Source organism: Vibrio sp. HS-50-1, from assembly GCF_024747315.1.
GTDB classification, from domain to species: Bacteria; Pseudomonadota; Gammaproteobacteria; order Enterobacterales; family Vibrionaceae; genus Vibrio; species Vibrio diabolicus.
The window spans coordinates 337,905-359,690 of the sequence record NZ_JAMPZF010000048.1; the positions used below are offsets into that span (position 1 = coordinate 337,905).

At 43.5% G+C, this 21,786-nt stretch carries 21 protein-coding genes; 15 read left to right on the forward strand and 6 right to left on the reverse strand.

Annotated elements, in window-relative coordinates:
* Positions 1-48 precede the first annotated feature (48 nt).
* The 4 genes from NDJ01_RS20905 (at position 49) to NDJ01_RS20920 (ending at position 2,830) form a co-directional block, all read left to right on the forward strand.
* The gene (locus tag NDJ01_RS20905) at positions 49-504 is read left to right on the forward strand and encodes an Lrp/AsnC family transcriptional regulator (RefSeq protein ID WP_005396378.1); all 456 of its coding nucleotides are present in this window, start codon (positions 49-51) and stop codon (positions 502-504) included.
* Between the two features lie 42 nt (positions 505-546).
* Entirely contained in the window at positions 547-1,461 is a 915-nt protein-coding gene (locus tag NDJ01_RS20910) for a LysR family transcriptional regulator (RefSeq protein WP_258587274.1), read from the forward strand.
* 95 nt (positions 1,462-1,556) lie between these two features.
* Positions 1,557-2,171: a LysE family translocator gene (locus NDJ01_RS20915; protein ID WP_048624827.1), complete on the forward strand. Its 615-nt coding sequence runs from the start codon at positions 1,557-1,559 to the stop codon at positions 2,169-2,171.
* A 419-nt stretch (positions 2,172-2,590) separates the two neighbouring features.
* Complete coding sequence (locus NDJ01_RS20920) at positions 2,591-2,830, forward strand: hypothetical protein (RefSeq protein WP_237308774.1); 240 nt, start codon at positions 2,591-2,593, stop codon at positions 2,828-2,830.
* 126 nt (positions 2,831-2,956) lie between these two features.
* Here the strand turns inward: NDJ01_RS20920 and NDJ01_RS20925 are convergent, their stop codons facing one another.
* Both NDJ01_RS20925 and NDJ01_RS20930 read right to left on the reverse strand, forming a co-directional pair.
* The gene (locus NDJ01_RS20925) at positions 2,957-3,178 is read right to left on the reverse strand and encodes a hypothetical protein (protein WP_005397748.1); all 222 of its coding nucleotides are present in this window, start codon (positions 3,176-3,178) and stop codon (positions 2,957-2,959) included.
* 240 nt (positions 3,179-3,418) lie between these two features.
* Positions 3,419-4,852 (reverse strand): glyceraldehyde-3-phosphate dehydrogenase, encoded by a 1,434-nt coding sequence (locus NDJ01_RS20930; RefSeq protein WP_258587275.1) that lies wholly within the window; start codon positions 4,850-4,852, stop codon positions 3,419-3,421.
* Between the two features lie 615 nt (positions 4,853-5,467).
* Here NDJ01_RS20930 and NDJ01_RS20935 point away from each other — a divergent pair.
* Positions 5,468-8,104, forward strand: coding sequence for an ATP-binding protein (locus NDJ01_RS20935; RefSeq protein ID WP_258587276.1), 2,637 nt, complete (start codon positions 5,468-5,470; stop codon positions 8,102-8,104).
* A 62-nt stretch (positions 8,105-8,166) separates the two neighbouring features.
* Here the strand turns inward: NDJ01_RS20935 and NDJ01_RS20940 are convergent, their stop codons facing one another.
* Complete coding sequence (locus tag NDJ01_RS20940) at positions 8,167-9,504, reverse strand: MATE family efflux transporter (RefSeq protein ID WP_047008118.1); 1,338 nt, start codon at positions 9,502-9,504, stop codon at positions 8,167-8,169.
* 121 nt (positions 9,505-9,625) lie between these two features.
* A complete protein-coding gene (locus NDJ01_RS20945) occupies positions 9,626-9,940 on the reverse strand; it encodes a DUF496 family protein (protein ID WP_005373603.1) in 315 nt (104 codons plus the stop codon).
* Positions 9,941-10,181: 241 nt separating this feature from the next.
* Here NDJ01_RS20945 and NDJ01_RS20950 point away from each other — a divergent pair, with 241 nt between their 5' ends.
* From NDJ01_RS20950 to NDJ01_RS20985, 8 genes are all read left to right on the forward strand, one after another.
* Complete coding sequence (locus NDJ01_RS20950) at positions 10,182-10,385, forward strand: hypothetical protein (RefSeq protein ID WP_031780656.1); 204 nt, start codon at positions 10,182-10,184, stop codon at positions 10,383-10,385.
* A gap of 165 nt (positions 10,386-10,550) precedes the next feature.
* Positions 10,551-11,201: a YceH family protein gene (locus NDJ01_RS20955; protein WP_047008119.1), complete on the forward strand. Its 651-nt coding sequence runs from the start codon at positions 10,551-10,553 to the stop codon at positions 11,199-11,201.
* Positions 11,198-11,518, forward strand: a complete 321-nt coding sequence (locus tag NDJ01_RS20960; protein WP_012842363.1) for a GIY-YIG nuclease family protein — start codon at positions 11,198-11,200, stop codon at positions 11,516-11,518. Before NDJ01_RS20955 ends, NDJ01_RS20960 begins: the two co-directional genes overlap by 4 nt.
* A gap of 320 nt (positions 11,519-11,838) precedes the next feature.
* Positions 11,839-12,936, forward strand: coding sequence for an autoinducer 2-binding periplasmic protein LuxP (locus NDJ01_RS20965; protein ID WP_005397733.1), 1,098 nt, complete (start codon positions 11,839-11,841; stop codon positions 12,934-12,936).
* On the forward strand, positions 12,936-15,512 hold the full coding sequence (gene luxQ, locus NDJ01_RS20970) for a quorum-sensing autoinducer 2 sensor kinase/phosphatase LuxQ (protein WP_047008120.1): 2,577 nt from the start codon (positions 12,936-12,938) through the stop codon (positions 15,510-15,512). Before NDJ01_RS20965 ends, luxQ begins: the two co-directional genes overlap by 1 nt.
* A gap of 302 nt (positions 15,513-15,814) precedes the next feature.
* Positions 15,815-16,270 carry a MarR family transcriptional regulator gene (locus NDJ01_RS20975; protein WP_005397727.1) on the forward strand — a complete coding sequence of 152 codons (456 nt, stop codon included), beginning with the start codon at positions 15,815-15,817 and terminating at the stop codon, positions 16,268-16,270.
* Between the two features lie 35 nt (positions 16,271-16,305).
* Positions 16,306-17,364 (forward strand): HlyD family secretion protein, encoded by a 1,059-nt coding sequence (locus tag NDJ01_RS20980; RefSeq protein WP_047008121.1) that lies wholly within the window; start codon positions 16,306-16,308, stop codon positions 17,362-17,364.
* Between the two features lie 12 nt (positions 17,365-17,376).
* Positions 17,377-18,414, forward strand: a complete 1,038-nt coding sequence (locus tag NDJ01_RS20985) for a DUF2955 domain-containing protein (RefSeq protein WP_046875880.1) — start codon at positions 17,377-17,379, stop codon at positions 18,412-18,414.
* Between the two features lie 2 nt (positions 18,415-18,416).
* On the opposite strand, the gene NDJ01_RS20990 is transcribed toward NDJ01_RS20985, so the two are convergent.
* Both NDJ01_RS20990 and NDJ01_RS20995 read right to left on the reverse strand, forming a co-directional pair.
* On the reverse strand, positions 18,417-19,079 hold the full coding sequence (locus NDJ01_RS20990; protein ID WP_258587277.1) for a flagellar brake protein: 663 nt from the start codon (positions 19,077-19,079) through the stop codon (positions 18,417-18,419).
* Positions 19,080-19,173: 94 nt separating this feature from the next.
* A complete protein-coding gene (locus tag NDJ01_RS20995) occupies positions 19,174-20,100 on the reverse strand; it encodes a DMT family transporter (RefSeq protein ID WP_047008123.1) in 927 nt (308 codons plus the stop codon).
* A 148-nt stretch (positions 20,101-20,248) separates the two neighbouring features.
* On the opposite strand from NDJ01_RS20995, the gene NDJ01_RS21000 reads away from it, so the two are divergent.
* Both NDJ01_RS21000 and NDJ01_RS21005 read left to right on the forward strand, forming a co-directional pair.
* Complete coding sequence (locus NDJ01_RS21000) at positions 20,249-20,704, forward strand: Lrp/AsnC family transcriptional regulator (RefSeq protein WP_031780652.1); 456 nt, start codon at positions 20,249-20,251, stop codon at positions 20,702-20,704.
* A gap of 5 nt (positions 20,705-20,709) precedes the next feature.
* The gene (locus NDJ01_RS21005) at positions 20,710-21,333 is read left to right on the forward strand and encodes a class I SAM-dependent methyltransferase (protein ID WP_005397716.1); all 624 of its coding nucleotides are present in this window, start codon (positions 20,710-20,712) and stop codon (positions 21,331-21,333) included.
* The last annotated feature ends 453 nt before the right edge of the window (positions 21,334-21,786 follow it).

A 21,786-nucleotide genomic window follows, 5' to 3' on the forward strand; every position in this document is an offset into this window, starting at 1 on the left:
GTTAGAATCGGTATAGAATGAGAAAAATAAGGAAAGCTTGGTAAGTATATGGACAAGTTTGATCACAAGATTGTGGATCTTCTCCGACACAACGCTCGGCTGTCGGTGACTGAAATTGCGGATAAAGTGAACCTTTCTCGTTCTGCGGTGACGGCTCGTATTCGTAAGCTAGAACATGACAAAGTGATTCTCGGGTATCACGCTGAAATTGCCTCTTCAGGCGGGGACTCGATTTGTGCTTATTTTGCTCTAAAGTTCGATAAATCTACATCCACGTATTATTGCGAATCATATGCCGACGAACTATACAAAATCGATGGCGTAAAATGGTGCCATGCAATCAGTGGTGAAACGGATATGATGGTTTTTGTCGAAGTACCTACGATGACTCGTTTGAACGAAATCAGAGATCAAATTCAACGTTACCCAGAGCTAAGGCACCTCATGACTCATACCGTTTTAGCTGAGTTCTTTAATACGACTGGCAACCAGTTTGTGAAATAAGCATCATGGGTGCCATTATTTATTAAACCTTCTTGAGCCGGTATGTTAAACAACATCAATTTGAATCTACTTAGGTCCTTGCATGTACTTTTAGAAGAGTGTCATGTCAGCCGAACTGCAGAACGTTTGCACATTACTCAGTCTGCGGTTAGCCGACAGCTTGCACAATTGCGCGATCTGTGTGGTGACCCACTGCTTATTCGTCAAGGTAATCAGCTGATACCAACCCCGCGAGCAATAGCATTAAAATCAAAGCTTGATGCGTTACTGGCTGAGTTTGACCATTTACTCGATGACAAACCTTTTGAGCCGCAACTGTGGCAAGGCGAGCTGGTTATTGCCTCAAGTGATTACGTGGCACAATACGTTTTGCCCGATATTGCATCTCACTTAGGTGAACAAGCACCACAATTGGATTTGGCGTATCGACTGTGGCAACTAGATTTTATCGATAAGCTTCACGAGTTAGGAATCCATCTTGCTTCTTCTATGTATCCCACTCAGCCTGAAGGTGTATCTAGCATCAATATTGGTTCTGATAAGTCAGTTTGTTTGATGAAGGCGTCTCACCCTTTAGCTGGTAAGGCTTCGATTTCTATAGAGGACCTCATCAGTCATTCGCATATTCAAGTGACGGGTGGGGGAGACAAAGACTCAAGTACTTATATGGCACTAAAAGACAGGGGGCTGATGCGTCATGTTACCTTTAAAGTGCCTTTTTTCTCTGCGGCGGTAAATCGTTTGGTCTCAAGTGACCACTTGATGGTAGTTCCGGAGCACATTGCAAATAATTTGGCCAAGCACTGGCCTTTGGTTCATAAAGCGCTTCCTTTTGAGACACCTACCCATGAATACTGGCTGATGTGGCATCCTAAATACGACAATGATCCAGCTCATCAGTGGGTGCGAGAGCAAATCCACGCGGTGATGAAAATATCGGAATACTCCATCCATTAAGTTATGATTTTAAATCATGACTTTTATGCGAAACTTTGATTTCAAATTATAGCTCTTCAATTGATAGATTGAGTTCAAATGGAGAGAGGTTATTTATGACACTAACAGTTTGGTTATCACTTTTTACCGTGTGTTTACTCGGCGCTATGTCACCTGGGCCTAGCCTAGCAATTGTGGCAAAACATGCTTTGGCTGGTGGACGCATCAATGGTTTGGCAACGGCTTGGGCACACGCTTTTGGAATTGGCGTTTATGCCTTTATCACGCTGATTGGCCTCGCTGTTGTTTTGCAGCAAAGCCCGATGTTGTTCAAGACGATCAGCCTTGCAGGCGCGGCATATCTTGCATATTTAGGGTTCAATGCGCTGCGTTCGAAAGGCGGTGTGGCGGCGAAGTTGGAGTCAGGCGAGGAAACAACGGTAAGCCAGTCTGCTCGAGAAGGTTTTTTTATCTCGATTTTAAGTCCTAAAATTGCTTTGTTTTTTATCGCATTATTCAGTCAGTTTGTAGCGCTAGGTAATGATTTGAGCAATCAAATGATCATTGTTGCTACACCATTTGTTGTGGACGGGCTTTGGTATACCTTTATCACCCTAGTGTTATCAAGCTCTAAAGTGGTGGACAGAATTCGTTCTAAAGCAGTGTTAATTGATCGTTTGTCAGGGATTGTTCTCATGCTATTGGCACTTCGAGTGGTCGTAACCGTATAAGTTTGCAAAGACAACAAAATATTAAAGGCAGCCCGGACGGCTGCCTTTTTCTGCTCTCAGTAAACCCTCATATAATTTACGTAATCTTGACGCTAAATGCAGCTAAAGTTAATACTATCAATAGTGTTACTTTGGTTCACATTATCATTTGTAGTAAGCGCAGCTTTCCAACGCACTGTTATAATTAGAACGAGAGCCACTTAACGTTAATACTAACAGTGTCGCATATTAAGTCGAGAATGCTTTATTGGGTAAAACGGACTTTCCTCTTACTTATCCTATGAAAGGGGGTAGAGACTTCATGACCGTTTAGAAGGTGAGAGAGCAATATGCAAAGAATAGTAAATCTAGCTCTAGTAGTAATTTTGACCAGTGTTTGCAGCGTTGCTTGGATATTTCTTTCAACAAAGAGCATATGGGTGTTTTTTGAACTGTTTGTATTCACGATGCTTGGTTTTGGGCTTTTGTACGCGCTACTACAAAAGGTTGATCCTCAGCACTTTGACTTCGTTTTAAATCACATAGAAGAAATAAAGAGAGAAGGCAGAGAAGCTTGCCAAAATGGGACCCCGAAAGAATCTAACCCATACTCTGGTGTTGATGGTGATTTGTGGGAGGCTGGCTACACAGCCTCTCACAACACAAAGATAAAACAATAAGCCGCTAGTTGCTTATTTGACGTTGTGCTTTTCAAAAAAAGCACCCTGCCATTGTAAAGACAGGGTGAAAGCAAGAAGTTTCTCAGGAGCAGTCGGGGGAGAGAAACTTATATAAATTCTATTTACTTATCGGCGAACCTCTTCGAACTCACCTTCGATAGCATCGGCTTTACCAGTATTGAATTCATACTCTTCATGCATTTCTTTCTGCATTTTCTTCACGCGCTTCTCAATACGCTTGCCTGTAATCAATGCTGCGATGGTCAACGGAATCGCAATGATCAAGCTAAATACTAATGTAAAAAAGCCCGTAATCAGTGCCAGTGCGGTAACAATAATCCGATTCATAATCATGACCTCTCTGTAATTCATGTGTTCAGATTAATGCTGTGAACATGAACAAAACATGAATGATAGCCTTCACTTTGTCCGGAGAGTGTCAAATGAGCGAAATGAAAAAACGCCTGAGGGTGATCAGGCGTATAAACGGGGAAAAATATTAGTAATGCGCTTTGCGCTTATTATTTAGAACAAATATGAGATATTGTCCGTTACGCTATGTGGTTAACGTTGTGGAGCAAAGTTCACCTATCGAGGGAATGTTTGGTAACGAACACCCATCATTTGTTCCATACAGTGCACAACTTGGCAGCTGTAACCGAATTCGTTGTCGTACCAGATGTAAAGTACACAACGCTTGTCTTGTGCGATAGTCGCTTGACCATCTACGACGCCTGCATGGCGAGAGCCAACTAAGTCAGTTGATACAATTTCTGTTGAATCGGTGTAGTCAATCTGTGCCGAAAGCTCAGAGTTCAACGCCATTTCACGCAAGTAATCGTTCAGTGAATCACGGTCTACGTCTTCACCTAAGTTTAGGTTAGCGACTGCCATCGAAACGTTTGGTGTCGGTACGCGAATTGCGTTACCTGTTAGCTTACCAGCTAGCTCTGGCAGTGCTTTTGCTACTGCTTTAGCTGCGCCAGTTGAAGTTAGAACCATGTTCAGAGAAGCACTACGTCCACGGCGGTCACCAGAGTGGAAATTGTCGATCAAGTTTTGGTCGTTTGTGTATGAGTGCACGGTTTCGATGTGACCAGAAAGGACACCATATTTATCATTCAGCGCTTTAAGAACCGGCGTGATTGCGTTTGTGGTACAGCTCGCGGCAGAGATGATGGTGTCATCTTCTTGAATAACTGATTCATTTACACCGAATACAACGTTTTTGATATCGCCTTTACCTGGTGCCGTTAGCAGCACTTTCTCTGCACCTTGACACGCTAAGTGTTGGCTCAGGCCTTCAGAATCACGCCAAACACCTGTGTTATCAACAACAAGCGCGTTGTTAATACCGTAAGCAGAGTAGTCTACTTCGCTTGGATTGTTTGCGTAGATGATTTGGATGTAGTTACCGTTAACGATCAGAGCTTTACGTTCCTCATCGATCACGATGCTACCGTTGAACTGACCATGGACTGAGTCACGACGCAGTAAGCTAGCACGCTTCGCTAAATCGCCTTTTTTACCGCCACGAACCACAATCGCTCGTAGTCGTAGTGGGTAACCTGGGCCACTTTTCTCGATCAGAAGGCGAGTTAGTAGTCGACCAATGCGACCAAAACCGTAAAGAACTACATCACGCGCTTTCAATGAAGAGTCTGCATCGCGTGCGCCATCAAGTGCAGTGATAAGGAAATCATTTAAAGACGCAGTATCGTCATGCTCATTCCAGTACTTAGTTGCCAATTGGCCAACATCGACACGACACGAAGAAATGCTCATTTCACATAGCGCTTGAATGATAGGCATTGTGTGCTCAAGTGAGAGTGGGCTGCCTGTATAACGTCTTGCAACGCGATGAGTTTTGAGAATGTCTATAGTAGTAGCATTGATAAGCGTTTTACCAAACAGAACCACTTCGATTCCTTTTTGACGATATAGCTTACCAATTAGAGGGGAAATAGATTCAGCAATCGTTTGGCTAGTTTGCCAGTCTTGGAGATATTTCTCTGGACTCATTGTTGTATTAGACCTTTCACGTTTTGGGGGCTAACCATACTCTCTGCTGTTGCCTCTTCGGCAGCGTGCAAGAGTGTGGTGGGTTATGTAATCGGGTTGTAATAGTTATGTGTGCGGATTCTAAGGTCGGAGCCCTTATTCTGCTAGGAAAATTAAATCCAGTGTAAAACACTAGTTAAGGTCGTGTTAGTGGTGAATTAATGTGACTAAAGCGGTGGTTTTCACGTATTGACATTTAAAAAGTCATCCACTTTTTTCGCGATGATAATGTGTGTTTTCAAATTAGTTTTGTTGTCACTGTTAATTCGTTTGCATTTTTGTGTGATTTGTCTCGATAAGGCAACGAAATAGGTGAACATATGGTTTGGAATTTTATGAAAAGTGATGTGCATCTTAGGTATGAGTGAAGCTTCACTGTTTGTACTCAGCTTGAAGATCAAAAAGTATGATTCGAGTCACAATTACCATTTCATTGACCGATGGCGAAATAAGCGGAATGACCATGGTTTTGGTAGGTGAATGTTGTTTTAAAGTAACCATGTCGTATATGCCTTTCAATGCTAGAAACTAGTCTAGTATTAAATAATCGGATGAGATCAACCATTGGGCTGATGGATGTTGAGATTATCAATAAAAACACGCTTAGCACTCCTCGCACTATTACCCACGGTGGTGATAGTGGTTTTTGCAGTTCAGCAGTTTTCTGACAATGCGTTGCGCGTAAGCCGTCTCAATCAAACGGTAATCAATATCCAAGGTTTCCAGTTGATATCCCAAGCCTCTCATTTTATTTACTCCATAGAGAAAGCACGCCGCCAGCCTACGCTTCAAGCATCAGCCGCACTTAATATAGAAGAACAAGACGGTGTTATTTCTTCCATGCATCAAAAATTCGTCAGTAACCCCAATACCGCTGAATATGCTGATGAGCTGAAAGAGGCCATGCTAGGGGTATTATCAGGTAGGTTGGACGAGATGGATGACCTTGGTGATTGGGCATTTCAACTGCTTCAAAATATGTCGCACTCTTTGCTACAAAATCATCAGTGGTATGGCAGTGAGGACGGCATTCGAATGCAGAATTTTATTGCTTACCTTGCTCAGCTGTCTTTTTGGACACAGAAAGAAGCCTGGTTGACACATCGCCTAGTTCAAGATCCTAAGAGTCGGTTGAGTCAGAGTCTGTTTTTTCAGGCTATTGATCGACAGCAGCAAAATTTGGATGCGTTTTTAAATTTAGGAGGGTCATACGATCAAGTTGATAAATTGCTAGGCTTGTTTACGTCGCCGAGATATCAGAGAAATTTGGCATCTCGTGGGCGATTAATGTCAGGGGACATGTCACGTAGTGACTATGAAGCGTATTTGAGAGAACTCGATTTCCGTGTGCAACGCTTGCAAGTACTCATTGATGGGTTCACGAAACAAACAGAGCAGTCGCTCCTAACACAAGTTCATGAACAAAAGACCAATATTGCGATGGTTACCTCTGGCGTTATTTTGGTTATCGTCATGCTTTGCTGGCTTGGCTTTGGCACTTGGTTTCGGGTTAATAGCAAACTAGATGCGATTATTCATACCTTAACGGCGCTGATCAACGATGAAGAGAAACAGACGAAAGTCAAAGTCGATGGCAGTGATGAACTGACGATTTTCGCTCAGCAAGTGAATCGAGTGGTTGAAGAAAAGCAGAGACAAACAGACGAAATACTCCATGCTAAAGAGTCAGCAGTGTCTGCTAATCGCGCTAAATCAGTATTTCTTGCCAACATGTCGCATGAAATACGTACCCCCCTAAACGGTATTATGGGCATGACGGAGATACTCTCTCAAAGTGAGTTATCTTCCCATCAACAAGAAGTCGTTGATGACATTGACTCTTCATCTCAAACATTACTTACCTTGCTTAACGATATTTTGGATCTTTCTAAAATCGAATCTGGTCGACTGGAGTTGTCGTTAGTCGAGGCCGATATCCGAGAGGTGGTGTACCAGTCGATGGTTTTATTTCAATCCAAAGCCACATCTAAACAGCTAGAGTTGGGGATTAACTTAGCTGAAAACATTCCAACTCGAGTGATGGTTGATGATCATCGCATCAAGCAGGTCATCACGAATCTGGTATCGAATGCGGTCAAGTTTACCGAAAGCGGTCATATACGTGTTGATGTCAGTTATGACGAGTTACCTGAGAACGAGCGCGGAACGCTGATGTTTAAAGTCGAAGATACCGGGATAGGCATTGAACAAGATAAGTTAACGACGATTTTTGAACCCTTTACTCAGGAAGATGAAGGGGTGTCGAGGCAGTTCGGTGGAACGGGGCTGGGATTGGCAATTTGTCGTCAACTGGTATCCATGATGGGAGGGCAGCTTATAGCGACATCCACCAAAGGAGTGGGCACATGCTTTGAATTCTCTATTGAGGTTGACGTTATTCCGATGTTTGGCTGGCGCTCGGACGTGATAAATAAAGGGCTCTTGATCTGCACAAATTACGATTACGCTGATCAACTTTTGAAAGAGTGTCGATTAGCGAAAATCAATCTCTTTGGTGCGAATAATGTTAATGAAGTAAAAGCAATAAACGATGACTTTGATGTCATATTTCTGTGCCATAGTGACGACTCCAATACGGATGAAGCCTTAGATGAGTTGTCACTCAAGTATGATCTTCGTCGTGTGATTATTTGTCAGCATCATCTATCCACTCCCTACGACAATGCAGAAAGAGTACATGCTGTGCTCACATTGCCTTTTCTTGGCAATCGATTTAAGCATGTCATTGACGATTTAGCGAAGGTAGAAAAAACCATTTCAAGTGACGCTGTCACTAATAGTATTCCAAAGTCTGAATATCGAACGTCGCGCTCTCACAGGAGGATCTTAATCGCGGAGGATAACTTGATGAATCAGAAAATCGCGAGTTTCTTTCTGGATAAAGCAGGATATGACTATTTGATAACAAGCAATGGACAAGAAGCGTTGGAAGCCATCACAAAGGGGGAAGAATTCGATGCAATTTTAATGGATTGTATGATGCCGGTGATGGATGGACTGACCGCGACGAAAGAAATTCGTCGTTGGGAAAAGAAAGCCGGGCGTGAGAAAACGACCATTATTGCGCTCACCGCGAGTGTTTTGGAAGAAGACATTCACAACTGTTTTGCTGCAGGTATGGATGCTTATTTACCTAAGCCTTATAAATCGAATCAGCTATTTGAGCTCTTCAATGAATTAAAACTCGCCTAAATCGATAACATTTCAAGACGATAAAGCCCCAATCAAAGGGGCTTTATTTTAACCATGTATTGTTATGCGTTTGCTTGAGCGCCAGCGAGTTTACGTATGGTTTGTCGATAGGTTAGGTAAGCGGAAATGCCCGCCAGAATGTTGCCCATACAAGCGCCTAAAAGTAGACCTCGGATTCCCCCCATTTGAGCGCCAACCCATAAGCAAGGAAGGAAAAAGACAAACAAGCGTAGCGCTGAAATGGTGAGCGCGGTGTAAGATTTACCTAATGCATTGCAAAGAGAAACCATCAACATACATACACCTAGTGAACCTAAGCTGATAGGAACAATCAGCAAATGCATTTCTAATACTTGCTCTACTTGAACATCACTGGTCATCAGTAGTGCAAGTGGGTTTGCGACGACAAACGTAATGGCTGCGATCAAAAGTTGAAAGCCCAGAATGAATTTTACGGCAATACTGACTAGCGATTGGATATCTTGGTAGTTCTTTGCGCCAAGTAAGCGCCCGACCATTGGGGGCATAGACATTGTCAGCGCTAACACCGAAACGATAGCAAAGAATTCGTAGCGTGAACCGAGCGCCCAAGCGGCGACTGCTGCGGTCCCGAAGCTTGCCAACAACTTTGTTGCTAACATGGACGACAACGGAGGCAGCAGTTGGCTGATCATCGCAGGTCCCATGATGTTACCGATAGACGCAACACTTTTAGCTACGTTGAGGTCTTGCCACTGCGTTGTTGCCCAGTGATTCTTCTTTACGCGAGGCGCGACGACTAAAATACCAAACCCAAAAGCAACGATGGTTGCTATTGCGGCTCCGTTAATACCCAAGTTAAACGTGAAAATAAATAGTGGATCGAGCACAAGGTTCACACCGCTGGTCACCATCATCATTGTGCCAGGCAACATGGTGTTGCCGTTAGCTCGGCAAATACTGTAGTAAAAATATAAAACCGCTCCAGTCCATGAACTTAGCAGCCACCAAGGCCAGTAGCTGTCGATAATCGGCATCACAGATTCTGGAGCACTTAATAGAGATAAAATGGGGTAGCGCAAAAGCCAAATTAGCCCTCCAAAAACGGCTACACCGATTGAGCCAATCATCAAAACTAAGCCACCGAGCTGTTTGGCATAACGACTTTCATTCGCACCAAGCGCTTTAGAAATGACAGCGGTCGTGGCGATACCTAAACCGACTTGAATGCCGATAATGACCATTTGCAACGGAAGAGTAAAACCTTGAGCGGCCAAAGGTAAAACGCCGAGCTGACCGATAAATGCACTATCTACAAGCTGAAAGCTCATTAAAGATAGAACGCCAAATAGCATTGGCCAAGTCATCGTAAATAATTGTTTTGCAAGTGTTGGTTGTGTACTTGTCGTAGTTGAGGACATAGAAAGCTGAATGCGTTAGGAATAAGAGTTGGATTGATTGTACACGGCGCTTAGTTTAGAGACAAAAATAAACCCCGAGTAAGGTAGCTTTACTCGGGGTTGGAAAATCTAGCTTAAGCGTTTATTTTTTGCCGCTAGTTTGCTTGTCTTCTTCAGTCAGTTCGCGAATACGACGGCTGATGTCACGACGTGCTTTAGAGATTTCTGCACTTTTGATGATGTGGTCATCAACACGATCTTCGTAGTCTGCTTTCATATTTTTGATGATTGCGACGATTTCATCGTGAGTCATTTCTGGTTTGATGTAATCTAGAAGGTTTTCTAGAAGGTCAACACGTTTGCGGTTATCACGAACTTTCTTTTCGTTATCAAGCAGCTCACGTTTTAGTTTGTTTTTACGACGAGCTTGGTTAACGATTTCAAATACGCTACTCATAGTTCTCTTTCCTAATTTTATGAATATCTCCCTCGATTAAAGCACAACATCCAGTGGCATAACAGTCTTTAGATCAATCACAATGCAGAGTTGAACATTTCTCAACCAATTGCGATGTGTCCACATAATCACGCTTCTTTAATCGAGTTTTGGGCAACATCGTAGAATCCATCGATTCATTGTCATAACGTGGCCTTCACTATATTATCAACACCATTGAATGCAAAATGATGAACTTGATATGGACTCTGGGAACACTGCGGAGCAAGTAAGTAGTCAAGATAATGAGCAAGCCACTCGCTCTGTGGCTGAAAAGTTAAAAACAGCGTATATCAACGCTCGCGAGCAACTCGAAATCATCGAAGTTGAGCTGAATCGTTCAAAAATAATGATGGTTGATCAAGATGGCAATTTGACGAAAGTGCCAATTCTCTCGGAGCATTGATACCTGACCCGATTCGCAAAGGGTGCCAGGTCTTGCGCTATGCTTTAGCCTGACACCGACACCTGAATCGTTAACGCTTCTTGCATCTCTTTGCCAATGTATGATGCATGATTTCGAAGCGATTTAGGTACCAAGTCAAATGCAAAAATAATAAGGAAATGCATTATGAAAGTTGAGCTAACGGCAATTGAAGCACGAGTCATTGGTTGCTTGATCGAAAAAGAAGTCACCACCCCAGATCTTTATCCCCTCAGCCTAAACGCATTAACCAACGCGTGTAATCAAAAAAGCAACCGTGATCCCGTAATGTCGCTCTCTGAGTCAGACGTTCTCGATGCCGTTGATGCTCTAATTGAGCGTAGGCTCGTCAGTGACGAAAGTGCGTTTAACAGCCGTGTTAGCAAGTATCAACACCGTTTCTGTAATACGGAGTTTGGTGATTTAAAACTGACAGAACAAGAGAAGGGAATCGTGTGCTGTATGCTTTTGCGTGGTGCTCAAACGCCTGGGGAAATTCGCACTCGTACCAATCGTCTCGCGACATTTCATGATGTCAAAGAAGTTGAAACAGTTTTGGAGCACTTAGCAAGCGAAGACAAAGGGCCATTAGTGGTCAAGTTACCGCGTGAAGCCGGAAAGCGAGAATCACGCTATATGCATTTGTTCTGTGGCGACGTTGACGTCTCTGAGCTAGCAGTGCCAGTGTCAGCGGCTGGCTCTAATTCTGATCGAGTCAGCCAGCTAGAGCTCGAAGTTGCTCAGCTTAAAGAAGAGCTCGATGAGCTTAAAGCTAAGGTCGAGTCACTACTTTCATGATTGAAAATACAGCGCAGCGTTGGAGTGTCTATTTGATACGAAATAACCGTAATGCGCTGTATTGCGGTGTCACAAACAATGTTGAGCGAAGATTCAATCAGCACCAAACGGGCAAAGGAGCGAAAGCTTTAAAGGGAAAAGGTCCCTTGGTATTGGAGTGGTCTTCGGATTTTGATTCAAAGACACTTGCCATGCGGGCTGAGTATTATATTAAGCAACTAACAAAAGCTAAGAAAGAGCTGCTTGTTACGTCAAAAGCAAGTATTGTCGTTGATGAAAATCAGCAGATGATGTTAGAAATGGCTTTATCGAAATAAGCGTTCGCGACATGCCGAATAACAAAGAAACCGTCCACTGAGGCGGTTTCTTTTTAGTTTTGGAGTACCATGTAAGAACAAACTGACGCATAATGGGTTGGTGTTCTGTTTAAACACTCAGAGTATGAAAAGGAGAAATGATATTTTGTGACCTTACAATTAGGTACACAATAAACGTTTATTCGTTCCAACTCAGACTAAGAACCAATTTATTATTGAAACAGGCACTCAGAGGAAGGTAGATTACAAGAGTAAAGGATGACTCGGCTAGGTAACGAATAGAGCTGAATTAGGCTCATAAAAAGCTAAAAGAGCAGTAGATGAAAAAAGCGTTAGTATTCTCCCTGATGTCAATGGCCACTGTCGCGCCGATAGCGCAAGCCACTCAAGTCCTCAATGGGTATTGGGCATATCAAGAATTTTTAGACCAGTTTCCAGAACAGAAGCAGTTAACGAATGCGTTGGCTGACGCCGTGCGAGAGACTCCTGTTCCGGTTGAAAGAGACAAAAAACGTCCGTTAAAAATTTCTGTGGTTTATCCAGGCCAACAGATTTCGGATTATTGGATTCGAAATATAGACGCATTTGAACAGCGTTTAGATAAACTCGATATCGACTATCAACTTAATCAAGTATTTACCCGTCCCAACGCAGATATTAAGCAACAAAGTTTGTCTTTAATGGAAGCGCTGAAGAGCAACTCCGATTATCTTATTTTCACTCTCGATACCACTAGGCATCGTAAGTTTGTTGAACACGTCTTAGACTCAAAGAAAACCAAGTTGATCTTACAAAATATCACTACACCGGTAAGAGATTGGGAGGATCACCAACCGTTCCTTTATGTTGGTTTTGATCATGCTGAAGGCAGCCGTGAGCTTGCAGTGGAGTTTGGTAAGCGTTTTCCAAAACAGAGCCATTATAGTGTGCTCTACTTTTCAGAAGGGTATATCAGCGATATCAGAGGCAATACCTTTATCAATCAAGTCAACCGTGATAACAACTTTGAACTACAATCTGCTTACTATACTAAAGCGACAAAGCAGTCTGGGTACGAAGCAGCAAAAGCGAGTTTGGAAAAATATCCTGACGTCGATTTTATTTATGCGTGTTCTACAGATGTGGCGCTAGGTGCTGTTGATGCGCTGAAAGAGTTAGGGCGTGAAGATGTCATGATCAATGGCTGGGGTGGCGGCTCTGCAGAATTAGAAGCGCTTTCGAAAGGGGAGTTAGACGTTACTGTTATGCGTATGAACGATGATACTGGCATTGCAATGGCAGAAGCGATTAAGTGGGATCTTGAAGGGAAGCCCGTTCCAACCGTTTATTCTGGTGATTTTGAAGTCGTCACGAAATCTGATTCTCCAGAAAGAATTGAAGCATTAAGAAAACGCGCATTTAGATACTCAGACAATTGATGACAACTACATCAAAAACAAGAAAGCGTCGCTCATTGTCGACGCTTATTACGAAAATAATCATTCTCGTACTTGCTCCGATCATTTTAGGCATCTTCGTTCAGAGTTATTACTTCTCGAAGCAAATTATTTGGCAAGAAGTGGATAGAACTAAGCAACAGACGTCAGCGCTGATTCTTAATATTTTTGATAGCCATTTTGCTGCGATTCAGATTCATCACAACAGTAACTCGAAGAGTGATGTTGTTTTAGATTTTTATACAGAACGGGATGAAGAAGCTCTCAATTACTTTTTCATGAGTATTGACCAGAGTGATCCTTCTCATACGCCAGAGTTTCGCTTTCTCACCGATCATCAAGGCATTATTTGGGACGATGGGAATGCGCATTTCTATGGCATCAATAACTTGATTCTCAATGATCTCGCGAGCCAAGTGACTTTTAGCAACAATTGGTATTACCTTCCTTCACATACCCCAATGGGAACTCGCCATCTGTTACTGCGTCGTGTACCGGTTTTACAACCTAAAACCGGTGAAGTGATGGGGTATTCTTACAATGTTGTTGTTCTAGATAACAACTTCGGGTTGATGGAAAGACTAAAAAACGAAGGGAACGTTGATAATGTTGTTTTGGTGGCCAACGATACGCCACTAGCCAGCTCACTAGTCGGAGATGAAGCGTACAAGATATTTGATGTTCTGAAGCGGCGAGAATCTCAGCAAAAGCTTGACCAGTTGTTGATTATTAAAACCCCTATCGAAGTCAATGCTGCCACGACGGATTTGTGTTTACTAACCGTACAAGACAATCAGAGTGTTGTGACGCTGCAAATCCAGCACCTTTTAGCGATGCTGGCTTCGGTTATCGGGATGGTGATGATTGCGTTGATGACCAAAGAGTGGATTGAGAATCGAGTCGTCGAAGAGCTTGGCTCGTTGATGGCATATACTCGTTCGGCTCGTGAAGAAAAAGGGTTCGAACGGTTTGGCGGGTCGGATATCGAGGAGTTCGATCATATTGGTTCGACACTAGAAAACACCTTTGAAGAGCTGGAAGCGCAAAAGCGTTCATTCCGCGATCTGTTTAACTTTGCGTTATCGCCGATTATGGTGTGGTCAGAGTCTGGCGTACTCATCCAAATTAATCCGGCAGCCCGCAAAGAATTGGTCATGGAAAACGACATTGAAACCATGCACCCAGTGTTTAAAGGCTTCAAAGAAAAGTTGATGCCGCACCTGCGAATGGCAGCTCAAGGAGCCACGTTAACTGGCGTCAATGTACCAATTGGAGACAAGGTATATCGCTGGAACTTATCGCCGATTCGAGTTGACGGTGATATCAGCGGTATCATTGTTCAAGGTCAGGATATTACGACGCTTATTGAAGCGGAAAAACAAAGTAACTTGGCACGTAAAGAGGCAGAAAAATCCGCCCAAGCACGTGCCGATTTTCTGGCTAAAATGAGCCATGAAATCCGAACGCCAATCAATGGCATTCTAGGAGTTGCTCAATTATTAAAAGACTCGGTCGAAACGGAAGAACAGAATAACCAAATTGACGTACTTCGACATAGTGGTGAGCACTTACTTGCTGTTTTGAATGACATTTTGGATTTTTCGAAGATTGAGCAGGGTAAGTTTAATATTCAAAAGCACCCGTTTTCTTTCACTGACACGATTCGAACGTTAGAAAACATTTATCGTCCAATTTGCGAAAATAAAGGCGTTAACCTCGTCATTGAAAACAAGATTGATCCCAATGTTGAAATCTTTACTGACCAAGTTCGTCTGAACCAAATTTTATTCAACTTAGTCAGTAACTCAGTTAAGTTTACCCCCTCGGGCAGCGTACGCTTGCATGCGGAACTGGAGCAGTTCTACGGCGCCGAAAATAGTGTGTTGGTAGTGGAAATTACGGATACGGGCATCGGCATAGAGCCCGATAAGCTCGACCAAATGTTCGAACCTTTCGTTCAAGAGGAAGCAACGACCACTCGAGAATACGGTGGCAGTGGCTTGGGACTGACCATTGTGAAAAACCTCGTCGATATGCTGGAAGGTGACGTTCAAGTACGTAGTCAAAAAGGTTTAGGCACGACCTTTGTTATTACAATGCCAGTGAAAGATCGTGAGCGAGTGCTCACCCCTCTTGATTCAAGCTTGAGAGTTAAACCTGGTGAGTTATTCGCAGAGAGTCTAAAAGTACTGTTGGTAGAAGATAACCATACTAATGCTTTCATTCTCAAAGCATTTTGTAACAAGTACAAAATGCAGGTTGATTGGGCAAAAGATGGATTGGAAGCGATGGAGTTCTTAAAAGATCATACTTACGATTTGATTTTGATGGACAACCAACTGCCGCATCTTGGAGGAATTGAAACAACCAAAGAGATCCGACAGAAGCTGAAGTTAGGCACGCCAATTTATGCTTGTACTGCCGATACGGCGAAAGAAACCAGTGATGCGTTTATGGAGGCGGGCGCGAATTACGTATTGCTCAAACCGATTAAAGAAAATGCGCTCCATGAAGCCTTTGTTGACTTCAAGCAGCGATTCTTAATTGAACGAACGTGATGAACTCATTCGCTATGAGCCTTAATTGATAATTCAATCGCTCACTAAACCGAAAAGCACAACGCCATAACTTAGGGTTGTGCTTTTTTTGTATCTCAATGCTTCACTTGTTGATAAGCCTGGAGTGCTGATATCACCTTTAGTGTCGTATATCACTACTATTACAACCCAAGTACTACGTTGCGTTACGCAAACTTGTTCCCCAATGGCATATTCTATGTGATTTAAATCACAAAAAATTATTTACTTAGCGTGCTAACTATTTTATATTACTTAGCAAGCTAAGTAATTGAGTAGATCTTATGATTCAAGACATCAACAGTTTGCGCGACCTTTCTCTGGCTGAAAAGTTATCTCGTGTTGCCCGTTTGTGGAAAATGGTTGCAGATCGCGAGTTGGAGCCTTTAAACCTGACGTACCCGCGTTGGACTGCGTTATGGAAACTTTATCGAATGGGCGACAACGTTAGTCAGAAGCATTTGGCTGAAGCGCTTGAGATTGAGTTGGCATCGCTGATGCGCACATTAAAGCTATTAGAAGAGCAATCTCTGATCACTCGCCATTGCAGTGAGCATGACAAGCGAGCACGCATTGTTAGTCTTACAGAAGAAGGTAAAACTCTACTGAAGCAAATGGAGACCCGAATTCTTCAAGTACGGAGCAAGCTACTGACAGAAATCAATGACCAAGAGCTTCAAAAGCTTTCATTGATCCTAGATCAGATTGCTCACAATGCACTTGATTCACTTAGCGAATAAGTCAGAAACCCGAATTAAAAGAGAAGTAAACGCCTATGACTCCAGATCAAAAATTCGCACGTTGGATCAAGTATTCTTGCGTCGCGTTTGTCCTTGTCTTTGCCTATTTTCTAGTCGCAGATCTCGTCATGCCACTGACGCCTCAGGCAATGGCAACGCGAGTGGTAACTAAAGTAGCTCCCCGTGTGAGTGGACAGATTACGAATCTTTATGTTGCCAACAATCAAGAAATAAGCCAAGGCGATCTACTATTCCAGATAGATCCACAGCCTTATCAGCTCGCCGTAGAAAAGGCTCAACTTAACCTTGAACGTGTGATTCAAAATAATGAACAGCTTGATGCCTCTATTGCAGCGGCAAAGGCGGACGTTGAAGCAAGCAAAATTGTCGCCGAGCAAAAAGTTCGCGAAGCCAAACGTCTTGATACATTGTTTCATCGCAATGGCACCTCGCAACAACAGCGTGATGACGCACAAAGTAGTGCAACGGCAGCCAGAGCAAACTTACTGGCCGCGCGCGCTCGTTTAAAAGAGTTGGAAGTAAACCGAGGCGATTTAGGTGCAACGAATGTAAATATCCGCGTGGCACAAAACCAGCTAAAACAAGCGGAACTTAATCTGTCTTACACTCAAGTAATTGCTGAGCATGATGGCGTTGTCGCTAACTTGCAGCTGGAAACAGGTGCCTATGCGGCCGCTGGTACGCCTCTTGTGGCTTTAGTCTCGGATGACGTGGATATTATTGCCGACTTTCGTGAAAAGAGTCTGCGACACTTCAATCAGAACAGTCGGGCGTTAGTGGCCTTTGATAGCTTGCCTGGTGACGTATTTGAAGCTCGTATTACGAGTGTGGATGCGGGAGTAAGCTCGGGCCAGTTTGATGCGGATGGCCGTTTAGCAACACCGACAGACTCAAACCGTTGGGTGAGAGACGCGCAGCGTTTACGTTTACATTTAGCTATCGATGAGCCTCAACAGCGCGCATTTCCGGCCGGGGCACGTGCGACTGTGCAACTATTGCCAGAAAACTCGTTATCTGGCTGGTTAGCGAGATGTCAGATCCGATTTTTGAGTCTTCTTCATTACATTTATTAACGGGGAGGCGATATGAAGTTATGGGATCATCCCATGTCGGAAAACGACTTCCGTCAGTGTTTGCGCATTGCAACTGGCGCGACCATTGGCTTCACCTTATGTAAGGTCTTTGGCTGGAATTATGGCGTATTTTTTACCGTAACACCGATGTTGTTACTTGGAATGGTACCAGTCATGAGCCTGCATGCCGCACGACAGCTGATTTTTTCAGCGGTCGTATGCGGATTAGAGGTCGGTATTCTTGGTGGGCTATTTGGTGGACATCCTGGCATGATGACGATCATCGCCTTCGGGTTGTTTTTGTATAAGTTCGCCTGTATGTCAAAAGGGAGCTTATTCCTGTTTGGGGCAAATAGCGTGCTGAGCTTGAGCATCATGCTGCATTTTGCGAGTTATCCAACAACCGACTTAAATGATCTGATATTCAGCAACCTACAAGCGAATGTTATTTCAGTGATCGTGGCCTACGTCGTGACATTTTTGATCCCTGATGCAGAGCCTCGTCAGCCACCGGCAAAACCATCTCAGCCTAAACAGAGTCACCGCATGCGGCATGAAGCCCTTATGGGGGCGAGTATCGCTACAATGTCTTTCCTTGTATTCCAGCTATTTGACCTCAGTGATTCTATGTCCGCTCAGGCGACAACCTTGCTTTTATTGTTTCCCATGCATTGGAACGGTGCTTTAGGGTATGCGCGCAAAAGAGCAATGGGGACCTTGATGGGGGTAACCTTTGGTATTGCTGGACAGCTCGTACTATACGATTGGTCGGATACCTTGCTGTTTATCGTCCCATTACTGTGGATTGGCGCGATGATGTTCAGCTATATGCACGTAAAAGAGTCTAGTGGGTCAGGAGCCGGATTTGGCGGATTAACCACATTAGGTATTTTATTTGGCCAATACCTTACTCCGGATGGCGATTTAATGTTCAGCGCGCTGTATCGCGTGAGTAGTATTTTGTTTGCTATTGTTGTCACTCTGCTCGTGACCTATGCGGTGCACAGAGTGCTCAACAGCTTTGAGGCGACGCGCTTTAGCCAACAGTAAGTTCAGACGTTACTGGTTGGAAAGGACTGCTCCAGTAACTCTGTTTTTAGCTCGTGACTCATCGTTATTGGGCTTTCAAACTTAATTCCTATTACCCAGCCTTTCACCAACTTCTTAATGTTGGCAATGACACACCGATTTTCTTCTCCGATATAGTGACTTAGAGAAGAGTCAATAGTGACACTTTCACCAACGTTGAATTCAGGCTCTATAAAGGTTGAGATACCAATACCTGCCAGTGAGAAGTCGATAAGGCTACCGTCGTAAACATTCCCCGCGTGAACAATCTTACAATCCATTTGCAGCTTATATCGTTCGTGTTCCCGGACTGGTTTGGTTGCAAATGTTCCTGGAATTCGAATAAATAAAAGGGGCGAAGGACGAACCGCAGTTGTTAGAACACTGGATTTAAATGCAATGACATGGCCTAACTCCGTATCTGATACACCACGCACGATGACATCGGCGTTTGGGAGTTTTCTCATCACTTGCTCTTCAAGCAAACGCATCGGTATATCAAGAATCAAATACGCGTTCTCTTTCATCCCAAGATAGGTGGTGGAATACGTATACTGGTCCTTAGGCCCAAACTCGAAATTAGTCGAAAGTTTCATTCCCGGTTTGAGGAATCTATGCAGTTCATCTTTAGTATGAGTGGCAGGCATTACATTGGCGTTTTAATTATTGGTTAAATCGAGGCTATCAAAACGCCATTTTGTTATTCAAGATAGTAGGACAAAAGTTTTTGTAAAATTATCGCTATCTGTGAAGTGGTGGGCGATAAGTTTGGCTCATTCCATCTTTCATAAAGATTTGGCTTGCCACAATACTGCCGCAGGTTACCAGCATCAGCGCTAACCAAGTAAGTGAATCTGGTTGTTCACCAAAAATTGGAACGGCAAGAAGTGTCGCGACGACTGGAGTTAATGACCCAAAAGCAGCACTGGCTTCGGCGCCAATAATTCGGATTGCATAGATAAAGGTAAAAGAGGCGATTAAGCCTGCGCCGACACCTTGCAACATCGCGTGGCCAAATAACTCTTCCCACGGCCACTGACTGATCGGCGTTATCGCTAGGTAACTATCTACCCATCCGAAGCCAACCGCAATGATGAGCAGTGCCAAAGACGCGATTGCAACGAACCCAGCACAGACATGCGCATTAAGGTTAGCAACACGAGCACTGATGGTGAAAACGGCCCACATAATGCTACCGGTTAGAAACAAGATGTGGCCTTGTAATTGAGACCAGTTGTACTCTGCACCGCTATTAGAAAGAAGGAATACGAAAATCCCTAACAACACCGTAGAAAGCCCGATTAAGCGGTGAGCACTCAGCGACTGTTGATAGCACAACACCGCGATAGCAGAAACAAACAATGGCAAAGTGCCAGGTACTAATGCACTGCCGTGCGCCACGGGAGCGAAGTGCATAGCTGTGCCGACGACCAGCAGGTAGGGCAGGCCACTCCCTACCACAACACCAGTTAGGTAGCGTTTAGGCACTACGCGAAGCGCCTGCTTATGCTTAATCACAAATGGTAATAAAATTAAACTTGGGATTAGAAAGCGAACTAACGCGATATCGGCTGGCTGCAAGTTAGAAATTGCGCCCCCTTTTAAAGAAATAAAGAAACCAGACCAAAGCAGTAAGGTCGTTAATATAGCTGCGTATCCCAAGATCATTGTCGGCATGTCCATTTGTAAATGATGTGTTAATTGTTGAATAAAACTCGTGCCAAAGGGAGGCAAAGTTTGACGTAATTAAGCTTGATGTTGGTGATAAAGCGCGTATAAATGTTAATTGTTAGTGATTATTGGCACGGAAGGATAAATGGACAAAATTGACAGGCAACTGATCAACTTGATGCAGAAGGATGCAACCCTGACTACGGCAGAGCTCGCTGACAAAGTAGGATTATCGGCATCACCTTGTGCAAGACGCATTAAGCGTTTAGAGCAGGAGGGCGTAATTAGCGGTTATCGAGCCATTGTGTCCAGAGACACGGTGGGTATTGCGATGACTGTATTTGTTGAAGTCAGTTTGAACAACCACCAAGCTTCTTCGATTGATGAATTTGAACATGCTGTTGTTGAAATGGACGAGGTGATCTCGTGCCATGTTGTATCAGGGGCTTATGATTATTTGTTAGAAGTGGTCAGCAAAGATCTCGCTGGCTATGAAACATTCACTAGAAAGCTACAACGATTAGAAAACGTAAAAGATATCCATACGCACTTGGCTATTAGACAAGTGAAAGGAAATGGAAGCTTGCCGATTTATGCATAAGAAAGATGAAATTTCTCGATAGACTTAAGATTGCTCACTATCACCGAAAGCGATACCGACAGTTCGGTACAGACAGAGCGCGAACGCTGGGATGGAGAGATAAGTACAGCCAAATCAGTCGATTTGAAGCCTTGTGCCGTGGGTTAACGTTAGACGGTTCAAGTCTTTTAGATATTGGGTGCGGCTACGGAGACTTATTAGCGTTTATTGAGTTCAACAATCTGCGCCCCCAAAGTTATATTGGCATTGATCAGCAAAAACAGTTTATCTCTGAGGCCAGAAAGCGGGACTTTCGTACTCAAAGTGAGTTCGTATGCGGTGACTTTTCAACGTTGGTATTGCCCCGTAGTGATTATGTCTTTGCTTCTGGATCATTGAATTATCAATCCGCGAATCCAAATCATACCATTGAGATGATCGAGAAAATGTACCGGGCCGCAGAGAAAGGGTGCGTGTTTAACTTATTGGATGAAGAAAAGCTGCCGAGCATGAGAATGCTCGCATCGCATAATAAAGTTGGGGTGTTACGCTATTGCCGATGGCTATGTCCGGACGCACAATTGATCGAGGGTTATTCCGATCACGACTTTACGATCGCGATGATCAAAAAAGCGGAATCAGTTTCCTGACTCCGCCTTATAAATTCTTAAGCCTTATTGGTGCTTGTATTGTGAGATTTCACAGTTACCTGTGTATCTATCAACCTTGAATGAGAACGCAGCTGAATGGTATTCCCTCCCATCACTCCAAATTGTTTCTCCGAAGATTTTACAAAGGTCCAAATCGCTGATTGAACCAAACTCTTTTACGTGCCTAACTACTGACAAAAACTTGGCTTTGGTAGCATTAGGACAGTCCCTGTTACTTAATCGATTGATAACCATGGTTGTAGCATCATCTCCAGCCAAATGTGACTTTTTATTAAATTTTATTAATGGGTAAATTAACCAAAAATTGGCCATAAGTAAAGCATTATTGTGACGTATGTCTCTATAAGTTGCCTCTCTTGGTCATGGTTTAGTCAAGTTTGTAAAAGGGAACAGTCCCATTTTTTACATATAATGTTGGGATCACTAAAAGAG